Genomic DNA, 12,096 nt, shown 5'->3' with positions numbered 1-12,096 from the left:
CTTTTTGATGACAGGAAAGGACCTGGCGAATGTTGAAATTTGCATAGAACCGGCATGAAGCGCGGCAGGCAATTAGCCTGTAACTGTTCTGCAAGAAGTATTTTAAAATCAGGGTTAAAATAATAATACAAAAATTGAATTATAGAACCATGAAGAAGGTAAAAGGAAAATTAATACTAGTAGATGATGAAGATTTTGAGAAGGAATTATTAATAAGAAGCCTGCAAGCGCTGGAATGGGATATTGCAGTTGAACATTTTAATAATCCTGAAGAATTGCTGAAGTATCTTAAGGATACAAAGGAGACAATTTTCCTGATCATTTCAGATATGGATATGCCGGAAATGAATGGCCTTGAATTAAAGAAAGCCATAGACCAGGATGAAGAGCTGAAGATCAAATCTATTCCCTTTATCTTTTCAAGTACTTCAGCGACAAAGGAAGAAGTTTTCCAGGCATACCAGTATGGTGTACAAGGCTACTTTGAAAAGCCAATGAGATCCGAGGAAATGGCCGAAATGCTGGACCGGATCATCAAGTATTGGATTATTTGCCGCCATCCGAATAAAATGGCCTGGATGTGATAGTATAATTCATAATCAATAAAAGGAAAAGCTATGGGGATTCATTTTCCTATCAGCGAATGGCAGGAGCTTAAAATGTAGGACAGGGATTTAAAAGCCACCTGTTAAATACTTCGTATCACCCATCAGCAGCGGCTACCTAAATCCGCAACAAAGGATTTAAACTTTCTGTTATATACGCGATTAACTCCTGCTGCTGATGAAATTTATTCAGATTTTTTATTTATTAGCAATTACATTGCTTTTTGCATGTGATGATTTTCCAAAGGATCCTGAGAATACCTTAGAACGGATCAAAGGCAAGACAATCAGGGTTGGCATAGCCGAAGATGGTAAATGGAGTGGATATTATACAGGTGAAGCTATAGGTATAGAAGCCGAAATTATTAAAGCTTATGCAAAAACGTTAAATGCAAATATAGAATGGTACCCAGGGTCACAGGAACATCTTATTGGCCTTTTAAAGGAATATCAGATCGATATCGCGATTGGCGGCTTTACCGAATCTTCTGTTTTTAAATCACATGCAGGGTTTACCCAACCCTATTTTACTGAAAGAATAAAGATCGGTGCTCCTTCCAATATTACCATTTCTGAAGAAATTAAAAACAAAAAGGTACTTGTCAAAAGAGGTTCTGATGCATTATTGGCAGTATTAGAAAATAATGGAGAACCTGTGATTTATGACTCTTTACCGGGTATCCTCACTCAGCTTATTGTTGCCCCAGAAGATGAATTAAAATCAATGGGTTTAAATATATCTGAAAAAGACCTGAAAGAAATTGCACATGTGCTGGCCGTTCCTAAAGGAGAAAATGGTTTGTTAACAGATCTGGAACAATTCATTAAAGATTATGTCAAAGCTGGAAAAAGCTAATAAAGAGCACAGTGATAAATTCTTAAGCACCGAAGCTCATGAACTGCCTGATGATAAGAGGAATAAACTGAAAAAGGCAAAAAAGCTGGAAGGGGTAACCATTGTTTATTTAATTTCTGTGGTTATTGTAATGTATTTGACACTTGGCTCTTCTCAGGCAATGAAAACTGCCTGGCTCGAAGACACCTTAAGTATAATACCGGCATTGGTCTTTCTTATTGCTTATTCAATCTATGACAAACGGCCACCTGATCATAAGTTCCAGTATGGATTTCATAAAGTTTTCACAGTTGCATTCCTTATCGGATCCTTTGCATTATTGTTAATGGGGTTATATACTGTATATGATTCTGCAATGGCATTGATAAGGGCAGAACATCCCACTATAGGAAATACCACAATGTTTGGCCATACCGTCTGGATGGGCTGGTTGATGATCGCGGCATTGCTATGGAGTTTTATACCGGCATTGTTCCTTGGCAGGAGGAAATTATCTTACGCAAAAGAATTGCACAATAAGATATTATTTACAGATGCCAATACGCAGAAAGCGGACTGGCAGACTGCCGGTGCTGCCATTGCAGGCATTATTGGAGTCGGTTTTGGAATATGGTGGTTTGATTCTGCTGCTGCCCTGTTCATAGCTTTAAATATCGCCAAGGATGGATTCTTACGTACTAAAGGCGCAATAACAGATATTATGGAGCAGGTTCCCACGGAAATTGATGAGGACACCAAGCTACATTCCTTGGATTTCAAAATCTACGAATTCTTCAAGGAGCTTGACTGGGTAAAGGATGTGAGGGTGAGGCTAAGGGAAAATGGCGCTGTATTCTTTGGAGAAGTATTTATTATACCTGCCGACCACATTCAGACTACTGATGATTTAATTGGGAAAATAGAGCAATCCTATAAAGAGATCCGGCAAATTGACTGGAAAATTCATGATCTGACTATTCAGCCGGTAAAAGGATTTAAGAAAGTTGAGAAAGTATAGGCCTTCGAGGTACTGCGAAAACTTCGTAATGAAATAGATCACAAGACTAATAATCCCTTATAGCAGCTATGAGTCAGAGGTATCTTATTTTATTAACACCTGAACTACAAACTTCTGCGGACACTTAGGCTAAGAAACGCTACAACCTTTAAATAGTTGGTACAACCGCTAAAAGGTTTTCACCGTCATGAAAGGAATTCGCTTAATAATAATATGCTCCGCCAATTCCCATTTCTGATCTTCTTTTTGACTTTCTATTTTTCAATAGCCGGGCAAAATCTGGTTACCAATCCCTCATTCGAGGTCTTTGACAAGTGTCCTGTCCACCGCGATAATTTTCATGGGGAATACTTAACAAACTGGTATGGCATAGGCCAATATTACCATACCTGCGGAGACAAATTTTCCACACCAATAAATATTGACGGCTATCAAGAACCGGCTGATGGATCGGCATATATTGGCATTAGCACCTACGATGATTATGATTCCTCAATGGGCCAGCCTACGAATCGCTCCTTTTCGGCCACACGGCTTTCCAGGCCGCTGGTGGTGGGGCGGCATTACCGGCTAAGCATGAAAGTCTCTGCGATTGACAACAGGGGCAGTGGCCATCCCCCTGATGTGCAGGTGTTTTATTCCAATGGACTTGGTATGCGGCTGTTTACCCAATGGGATGAGAACCGCATCTCGTTAAAGCCAGATAACATTTCCCACGTTTATTCAAAAGCCATCATCACCGACACCACAAATTGGACAGAGATTTCCGGGGTCATTAAAGCGGACTCGGCTTATGCGTATTTGGCGATTGCCAATTTCTTCGACAACGCAAATACCCAAATTATACGGCCCGCCAGCAGCAACCATATTTTTATTGCCTGGTATTACATTGACGATGTGGAGGTGCGGGAAATCCCTGAGATGAAGGTTTCCGATACACTGATCTGTGAAGGGACGGAAGTAGAAATTTCCACTAGCTATTCCGGCAGCTTTTACTGGCATTATGCAGGCCATCCGGCCGATACACTCAGCACCGCCAATAACTTCACCATTACGCCCACAGAAACTGTTACGCTCGTTTTTCATTCAATGGAAGACGATTTCACAGATTCCGTGGATGTAGTTGTCTTTCCCCCACCGGCCATCGCTTTACCGGATGATACGCTGCTTTGCGAAGAGCCGGTGCTGGTGCTCAATGCTTTCAATCCGGGAGCCGTTTACACCTGGTCTACCGGAGATACGACCGCAGCAATCTCCGTGGATGCTTCCGGTCTGTACCGAGTGCGCGCAATGGTAGGCCCCTGCATGGCGGAAGATTCCGTTTATGTGGAGGTGTGTAATCCTGCGGCCTTCATTCCTACAGCATTCAGCCCAGACGGCAATGGCCTGAACGATGTGTTCTTGCCCGTTACGAGCCGCATGAGCCGTTACCGCTTCCAGATCTACAACCGCTGGGGGCAGCTCATCTTCGATGGCGCTGAGACCACCAGCGGCTGGAATGGTAACAATGCCCCTGAAGGAACCTATCTGTGGATTTTCCAGGGCCAAACTCTTGGTGGTGATATTATTCGGGACAGCGGTACAGTGCAACTGGTGAGGTAGGTGCGAGTTCATCACTGTGAGAGGCACCTTCAATTGATTTTTCAATAAATGAGCTTTTGGAGAAAATTGAGGAAATCCTGATTAAAAATAGCCTTTGAAATTTACTGCTTCTATGTGGCAGAAATCTTCAAACAGTCCTTTTCGTTCAAACATTCTGGGCTTTTCTTTTAAATCAAAAACTCTGTAAAGGTGAAATTTGCCCGCATTGTCTTTTGAAAAATCATGTTCATTTTTTGAAAAGTAAATGGGCGTTTCCTTTCCTAACGTGGTGGATTTAACTTCAATAAGCTTATTGCTTCCATCCGGGTATTTTGATAAAATATCATATCCGGCACCATCACCTTCTTCTTTTGATGTCCACACTACTTGTTTGGCAAGAGCGGAATAACCATTTCTTTTTAAAGTCCATCTCTCAAACGCTAAGGATAATAGTTCTCCTGACTCACCAATACTTTTATTTTTCTGCTCAATTTCAAGATAATTCCTTTTTACAGGTGTTCTGTAACGAACTTCCGGTTCATGAAATAGCCTAAGTTCCGGAGGCTGAACAATCCAGTTTTCGAATGAAACTGTAGGCTGTTCAAACCTGAGTTCTTGATTGGCAAACTGGTCAAAATTAGATGCTAACGAGTAGTTGTTTTTCACGTATTCAACGACTTTATCTTCTAACAGTGTTTGATAATTCCATCTTCGTTTGTATCCTTTAATGTATGGTAGTCCATTCTTTACGAGGGCAGCACTGATGTTTTGATGTTTAAACTCAATGGATCCATCCGATCTTTTCTGTAAAAGAGGCTTCAGTGTCTTTCTGTGTTCCGTTTTATTATAGGCAATTCCTTTAAGCTCAGAAGTGAGCATTTGGAAGTAATCATAAATGATGAGTTCAACCTCTGTTGCAGTCCAGTCCAAAGTTCTCTGAAATTTGAGTGGCCAATTTATTTAGAATCCATTGTGTACCCGACAAATATAAACCCGCTGTTCAGTCTATTGAAAAATCGTAAAAACTTATAGTCTTGCTTTTTCAGCTACGCAATCCAATTTCGCGTACCGGTTCCGGGGCATCAGCAAACTTTTTATGCTTACCCTGCAAAGTTCCCATGAAACGCGTTACCGGAAATATAACCCGCTTCACAAAGGGTGGAATCTCCAGCATATCGAATTCGGTACGGTAACGGTGCATCAGGTAAGCGGCATCAAAAGGATCTGGCATCTTGCCCCCGTTTTCCTTTGTAGATTCATAAATCTTTGAAAGGAAATAAGCCACATTATGGGCCGGCTTAATGTAGCCCTTGCAAATGAGCGGTCCGGTGCCTGCATTCCAGAATTTATGTGGCACCCGTGCTTTAAACGTGCAGGTTTCCCCCGGACCGTAAAATTGCGGTTCGTGTCCAAGCACTTGGGTGGCAACTTGTCCCTGAACCACCGTCAGCGCCTCTTCCTGGAAAAAGTGAATGTGCATGGGCGGCCCTGAATTGGGTTGAACCAGATTTTCTACTTCCAACCAGGGTTCGCTGCCGTTTTCTTCAACCAGGCGCAGAAAGGTGAGTTGTTCTCCGCTGCCATTGTCAATGGTATAGGGGTAAGTAATTTCCATCGTTGCTTTTTTGGCACAATATAGCAAAATCTTTTACTCGTAGAGATGGGGGAGATGAGCATTCCCTCACCAATTTTTTTAGGGATTATTTTAAGCAGGTTCAGCAGATAATGAATATCTTGGCCGAAACATTTGAATATTTATCATGAAGCATAAAATTATCCTCACCGCGGTGCTGTTCTTAATTGGGTTCAATGTAAATGGTCAGCACTTGCGGGGGCTGTTGCAGGATACCGCCACAGACGAATGGAAGTTTGTATCAATGGATGTGCAAACTGAAGTAGTTACTGAATTGTCAGCGATTAAAAGCCTGAAGACACCATTTGGAACTCCCGGGCTGGTTAACCGCAGTTCAAATACCTATTACATTTATGGGAATGATACGGCAAACCAGCGCCAGCTCTGGGCGATCAGCCTCATTGATGGCAGCCTCATAGATATTGTTCCTATTCCCAATGTTTATGCCCTTACAATGAATGCAGAGGATGATTTCCTGTATGGATTCCGTGTGAGTGGCTCGAATTCCCAGACCATCAGGTTAAATCCCGCTAATGGGCAAGCAACCGTTTTTACCGGAATCAACTTTCCAAGTCAGGTTGGTTCATTCTATCCTGAAGGCATTACCGTGCATGGCGCTGCAGAGCGGCTGTATATTCCGGGTGAAACGCCATCTCCAGGGCGGGTGGACAAATTTTTCGAGTACACCTTGCAGGGCAATGGTTCCTATAAAACCAGGTATGATTGGGCGGCAAGAGTTCTTCGAACGCATATTTATAATGATTCGGTTTATGTGGCTCACGTTATTGGAGGAAAAACACAGTTCATAGGTTTTATTCCAGATTCTCTGCCCGCAATTCATGTGATTGTGGATTCACTGCCTTTACAATCCACAGCCGGAAATCCGGGTTTCAACTCTGTTATTGATCCTGATGCCCACATTTATTATCACTACGGTATAAAAAGCCTTAGTCCATACCAAAGGTTATTGTTGATGATAGATCTGAATAATGGACAAGTGCTGGATGAACTGGAAATTGGAGATATGAAAGCCATTGCCGGTACGATACATCCGCCAAGTGTAAAACTCAACAGAATTAACGGTTCCATTTTTTACGATAGAAATGGAAATGGCGTGAAGGACAACAATGATGGCCCACTAATCAATCAGTCGCTGTTGGTACAGCCAGGGAATTTTTATGTCTATAGCAACAGACAAGGTAATTTCAGTTTACCTGTAGGCCCGGGAACATACAAGCTTTCTGTTGTTGCCAACGGACCTTTTGCCCTCACCACATCACCTCCTGAATACAATGTAACTTTTACCGGAAATGGCGAAGATACTTCGGGGGTGGATTTTGGACTTGAAGCCACAGGAGCTTCAGCAGATGGCGCTACCGTTACACTTGACGTTCAGGATGCCGCTACGTACCACCTCAATACCCGGCTGAATCATTACATCACTTACAAGAATTCTGGCAATACCGATTTGGATGGAACGGTGACTTACCATTTGGATACACTTTTCGATTATGTTTCAGCTACCCCGGCACCTGACGCAATTAATGACAATGAGTATTCATTTGATTTCAGCGATATGTATCCCTCAGAAGAGCGGCAGATATTGCTTGTTCTTGAGAATTCAATTGATCAAAGTACGATTGGCAAAACCGCTTGCACAGTAGCAAACATGGATTTTGGCTCATCAGGCGGCAGCAGCAATCTGTATGATACAACATGCCAGGTAATTGTGGCTTCCTGGGATCCAAATGACAAGCTGCATGAAACAAGTCAGGAAGCGGTAATTGAAGCTGGGAGCAGACTCACCTATAAAGTGAGGTTTCAGAATACCGGAAACGCTCCTGCATTCAACATCGTGATACGCGATACCCTGGATATGCTGCTGAAGCCATCCACATTTGAAATGATCTCTGCCAGCCATGATTATAATGTGTATATCAATGACAATGAAATCGTGTGGGAATTCATGAACATCATGCTACCTGACAGCGGCTCGGATTGGGTGGGGAGCAATGGCTTTGTAAAGTTTTCAGTGGAGGTTGATTCATCAGCTAATAAGGGCGATTTCATCTATAATCAGGCGGGGATTTTCTTCGATTTAAATCCACCGGTCATTACCAATGAGGTGGAAGTTCAGATTCCGCTTGAGCAGTCGGTTGATAGAGTTGATAAGGCTGATGGAATAAAGCTGTACCCCAATCCATCAACAGGCGTGGTAACCGTAGAACTGCCTGTAGCCGCCAGCCAGGCCATCTTCATTCTGTACGATTTGTATGGAAGGAAAATCCAGCAAACGAACTATGGTCAGGTTAAGGTAGTGTCGCAGGATTTCGGTAGCCTGAAAAACGGGATTTACATTATTGAAGTTGCTACTGAGCAGATGACGTACATAAGCAAGTGGATTAAGGGGGAGTAGCTGATTGGGGTGTGGTTTTCTTCAACATAGTATGGATAAATGGAATACGAAGCCCTTGTATTTTAAAAGCTAAAACTATAATTATTTTACTTTTTCAATTGCTCCGACCGAACATTCACGAATCTGCAAAAATATCAAATGATGCAAAATGCTTGTAAGGGCGCATGCCTGGAGGCGACTTTGTAGTTTATTTAAGAGAACGAGGACAAGGCCAAACGGCTGATAAATTTCAATTCTACGAAGTACGATTAAAGGGAGGCTGAGAAGACCATCCAGCGCAGGCACAAAGTATTTCAATTCTACGAAGTACGATTAAAGGTTGCAGATGGGATTAACCGGATCGGGTCTGCTATAATATTTCAATTCTACCAAGTTCGATTAAGAGAGGATCTGACCTGGACGTGAACCGGATCCTGCTCAATTTCAATTCTACCAAGTTCGATTAAGAGTGCCTGGGTGGAAAAGGATACCCGCAAAGCACTTTATTTCAATTCTACCAAGTTCGATTAAGAGTATGCGCTGGACTACTTGAATGTAGAAGATAAGCGACATTTCAATTCTACCAAGTTCGATTAAGAGCAAACCAAATATAAAACGGCAGGTAGAAGAACAAACCATTTCAATTCTACCAAGTTCGATTAAGAGCTTGATGTATCCGGCATTAAAGGTGTAACCCCTGGATTTCAATTCTACCAAGTTCGATTAAGAGAAATAGAGGTGGATCGCCACCGTTACCAGGTGGAGGATTTCAATTCTACCAAGTTCGATTAAGAGACTCCTCTTCCTCAAAACTGCTCGCTGGCTTCAAAATTTCAATTCTACCAAGTTCGATTAAGAGTACATTTATCGTTGAAACCATAGTTCTTTTTGGTGATTTCAATTCTACCAAGTTCGATTAAGAGTTCATACTCACCGCCTGCACATTTACGGAGTTTAAATTTCAATTCTACCAAGTTCGATTAAGAGGGTGAAGAACCGGTAACGCTGATAAGATGCTCTAAATTTCAATTCTACCAAGTTCGATTAAGAGAACCATGTGAATAGTGATGCCCTCCGGAATCGTAAATTTCAATTCTACCAAGTTCGATTAAGAGTCCGCACTGGTACCACCTCAAAGACACCGGAGGCAATTTCAATTCTACCAAGTTCGATTAAGAGGGGGCGATTGCTGGGGGGTTTGGGGAGGCTTCGAAAATTTCAATTCTACCAAGTTCGATTAAGAGATACCGCAGGAATCGGATCAGTAGTAGGCGGCACCGAATTTCAATTCTACCAAGTTCGATTAAGAGTCATCCCACCCACAGCGGAACCACTTTCCCTCACCGATTTCAATTCTACCAAGTTCGATTAAGAGGCCAATTCCATCGGATTTATCCGCCCCAAAAACACATTTCAATTCTACCAAGTTCGATTAAGAGCCTCCGCGAGCGAGGACTACACACAATCCGTACTACATTTCAATTCTACCAAGTTCGATTAAGAGTGAGTGCCCCGGTGTGTTGACGTTTCATTTTGAATATTTCAATTCTACCAAGTTCGATTAAGAGTCAGCGTTCATCGTCCCTCAATTACCGCGCTGGCTGATTTCAATTCTACCAAGTTCGATTAAGAGAGACCTCTACGCAATTATGGACGCGGGCGACCCTGATTTCAATTCTACCAAGTTCGATTAAGAGCAATCTCAATGCTTCTTCTGATTGATTAATAGCTGCATTTCAATTCTACCAAGTTCGATTAAGAGGTGTTGATGGAGAGGCAGTGGCGGAGGGTTACGTTCATTTCAATTCTACCAAGTTCGATTAAGAGGGGCGGACCGGCAGGCCCAACATCACCTGTAGGGGATTTCAATTCTACCAAGTTCGATTAAGAGCTTCTGTTTCGGGCGTGGAAGCCCGGCCCTCTCTGGAATTTCAATTCTACCAAGTTCGATTAAGAGTTTTCAATAATGTTGATAGGGATGTTCCGGAGGGAAATTTCAATTCTACCAAGTTCGATTAAGAGTGTTGATCTGATTTGTCTTTTGGTGTGGTGTAATGGGATTTCAATTCTACCAAGTTCGATTAAGAGTTTAATTCGTCTAAAGCATCCGCTAATCCTTCAAAATTTCAATTCTACCAAGTTCGATTAAGAGTAAATTTGCATTTCCCTCAATAACAGCTTGTTGCAATTTCAATTCTACCAAGTTCGATTAAGAGGAAACAAAAGAATATGAACATGAATTTAAATCCGTATTTCAATTCTACCAAGTTCGATTAAGAGCAGGGATTAAGCACGGCAACTGTATTAGATTCTGTATTTCAATTCTACCAAGTTCGATTAAGAGCGACTGTAAGATGGAAAATATGTTTTTTTTGAGAAATTTCAATTCTACCAAGTTCGATTAAGAGACCAGTACGAAGCGCTCGACACCGCCTACCAGAGCAGATTTCAATTCTACCAAGTTCGATTAAGAGCTCGCGAATCGGATATCTCCACATTACTAATGATGTAATTTCAATTCTACCAAGTTCGATTAAGAGTTGGCACAATTCCTTTCCTATAAGGTAATTCCTTGATTTCAATTCTACCAAGTTCGATTAAGAGAATCAGAAGAAGCATTGAGATTATACAACGAAAGAAATTTCAATTCTACCAAGTTCGATTAAGAGTATTGATTGTAGATGGTATTATGGCAACTGGCACAATTTCAATTCTACCAAGTTCGATTAAGAGGTACACTCATTGAAATCATTGATTTTAGGATGAGATTTCAATTCTACCAAGTTCGATTAAGAGTCAGTCTTCAAATAGACTCAGAAAAGCACTTGAAAAATTTCAATTCTACCAAGTTCGATTAAGAGTGAGTTTTTGTTTGAATATTTGTCTGATGATTGGAAATTTCAATTCTACCAAGTTCGATTAAGAGTGATTCTTTATTTGATTTTGGTGACAACAAACAAGATTTCAATTCTACCAAGTTCGATTAAGAGCTCCAGCTGATAAAACCAATGTGCCGCTCCTTGTAAAATTTCAATTCTACCAAGTTCGATTAAGAGTGTGTTGAGAGTTTTGGGATCAGCAGGATCTTCTCCATTTCAATTCTACCAAGTTCGATTAAGAGATCAGCAAGCTTCAAGACAAAATTACTAAATAAATAGATTTCAATTCTACCAAGTTCGATTAAGAGTAAAAACAAGAATTGGTATCATTAAAGTTCCACCAAGATTTCAATTCTACCAAGTTCGATTAAGAGAATAGTTTCTCAAAAGGATTCTCTTCTTTCTTTTTGTATTTCAATTCTACCAAGTTCGATTAAGAGCATTATATCACCATCTAATTCAAATGATCCTTCTTTATTTCAATTCTACCAAGTTCGATTAAGAGTCTTATAGCTTGATAATATTGCTCATAACTCCAGGTATTTCAATTCTACCAAGTTCGATTAAGAGTATTTCTGATAAATCCAATATATCTTCTATTTCTTCATTTCAATTCTACCAAGTTCGATTAAGAGCTTTTTGTATCCTTATCTTCTTTTATTGTTAATTCATTTCAATTCTACCAAGTTCGATTAAGAGCCATTCTTCCATTCCGAAGTCGTTCAGCTTGAAGGCATTTCAATTCTACCAAGTTCGATTAAGAGGGCTGGGGTAGTTGATCACTACATCATCAGGGTTCTATTTCAATTCTACCAAGTTCGATTAAGAGAGCAATTTCAGGTAAACGTCCACATCATCCACACAGATTTCAATTCTACCAAGTTCGATTAAGAGCGTCCTGGATGGTCTTTGAGTCGCCCTCCTCAAGGCATTTCAATTCTACCAAGTTCGATTAAGAGGCACCATCCGGATATGGAATCCGTCAAAGTATGCCCATTTCAATTCTACCAAGTTCGATTAAGAGGCCCAGCGCTCCGAGTTTGCCCTTTACGGCATTGAAATTTCAATTCTACCAAGTTCGATTAAGAGTCATTATGTCTTAGACCCCTATTTCTTGGAGAGATTTTTCAAAAGAGTTTAGGTCTATTTC

The 12,096-nt window shown here is 41.1% G+C and carries 7 protein-coding genes and 1 CRISPR repeat array; of the genes, 5 read left to right on the top strand and 2 right to left on the bottom strand.

Going from position 1 to position 12,096, the window contains the following annotated elements; all coding sequences use genetic code 11:
* The first annotated feature begins 149 nt into the window (after positions 1–149).
* The 4 genes from WD077_01340 (at position 150) to WD077_01325 (ending at position 4,060) form a co-directional block, all read left to right on the top strand.
* On the top strand, positions 150–584 hold the full coding sequence (locus WD077_01340) for a response regulator (GenBank protein ID MEX0965854.1): 435 nt from the start codon (positions 150–152) through the stop codon (positions 582–584).
* Positions 585–783: 199 nt separating this feature from the next.
* Positions 784–1,461: a transporter substrate-binding domain-containing protein gene (locus WD077_01335; protein ID MEX0965853.1), complete on the top strand. Its 678-nt coding sequence runs from the start codon at positions 784–786 to the stop codon at positions 1,459–1,461.
* A complete protein-coding gene (locus WD077_01330; GenBank protein MEX0965852.1) occupies positions 1,439–2,458 on the top strand; it encodes a cation transporter in 1,020 nt (339 codons plus the stop codon). Before WD077_01335 ends, WD077_01330 begins: the two co-directional genes overlap by 23 nt.
* A 213-nt stretch (positions 2,459–2,671) precedes the next feature.
* A complete protein-coding gene (locus WD077_01325) occupies positions 2,672–4,060 on the top strand; it encodes a gliding motility-associated C-terminal domain-containing protein (protein ID MEX0965851.1) in 1,389 nt (462 codons plus the stop codon).
* Between the two features lie 81 nt (positions 4,061–4,141).
* Here the strand turns inward: WD077_01325 and WD077_01320 are convergent, their stop codons facing one another.
* Positions 4,142–4,969, bottom strand: coding sequence for a DUF3883 domain-containing protein (locus tag WD077_01320; GenBank protein ID MEX0965850.1), 828 nt, complete (start codon positions 4,967–4,969; stop codon positions 4,142–4,144).
* 112 nt (positions 4,970–5,081) lie between these two features.
* Entirely contained in the window at positions 5,082–5,654 is a 573-nt protein-coding gene (locus WD077_01315; protein ID MEX0965849.1) for a cupin domain-containing protein, read from the bottom strand.
* Between the two features lie 145 nt (positions 5,655–5,799).
* Between WD077_01315 and WD077_01310 the strand changes: the two genes are divergently transcribed.
* Entirely contained in the window at positions 5,800–8,088 is a 2,289-nt protein-coding gene (locus tag WD077_01310; GenBank protein MEX0965848.1) for a T9SS type A sorting domain-containing protein, read from the top strand.
* Between the two features lie 226 nt (positions 8,089–8,314).
* A CRISPR array of direct repeats spans positions 8,315–12,035; the repeat unit is 29 nt; unit sequence ATTTCAATTCTACCAAGTTCGATTAAGAG.
* Between the last annotated feature and the right edge of the window lie 61 nt (positions 12,036–12,096).

This window comes from Bacteroidia bacterium, from assembly GCA_040880525.1.
Lineage (GTDB): Bacteria > Bacteroidota > Bacteroidia > CAILMK01 > JBBDIG01 > JBBDIG01.
This window is presented reverse-complemented; position numbering and strand designations above follow the sequence as displayed.

What these genes read in the sequence shown, in the direction of transcription:
- WD077_01340 (MEX0965854.1), top strand. Translation starts at nt 150, where the DNA reads ATGAAGAAGGTAAAAGGAAAATTAATACTAGTAGATGATGAAGATTTT.
- WD077_01335 (MEX0965853.1), top strand. Translation starts at nt 784, where the DNA reads ATGAAATTTATTCAGATTTTTTATTTATTAGCAATTACATTGCTTTTT.
- WD077_01330 (MEX0965852.1), top strand. Translation starts at nt 1,439, where the DNA reads ATGTCAAAGCTGGAAAAAGCTAATAAAGAGCACAGTGATAAATTCTTA.
- WD077_01325 (MEX0965851.1), top strand. Translation starts at nt 2,672, where the DNA reads ATGCTCCGCCAATTCCCATTTCTGATCTTCTTTTTGACTTTCTATTTT.
- WD077_01315 (MEX0965849.1), bottom strand. Translation starts at nt 5,654, where the DNA reads ATGGAAATTACTTACCCCTATACCATTGACAATGGCAGCGGAGAACAA.
- WD077_01310 (MEX0965848.1), top strand. Translation starts at nt 5,800, where the DNA reads ATGAAGCATAAAATTATCCTCACCGCGGTGCTGTTCTTAATTGGGTTC.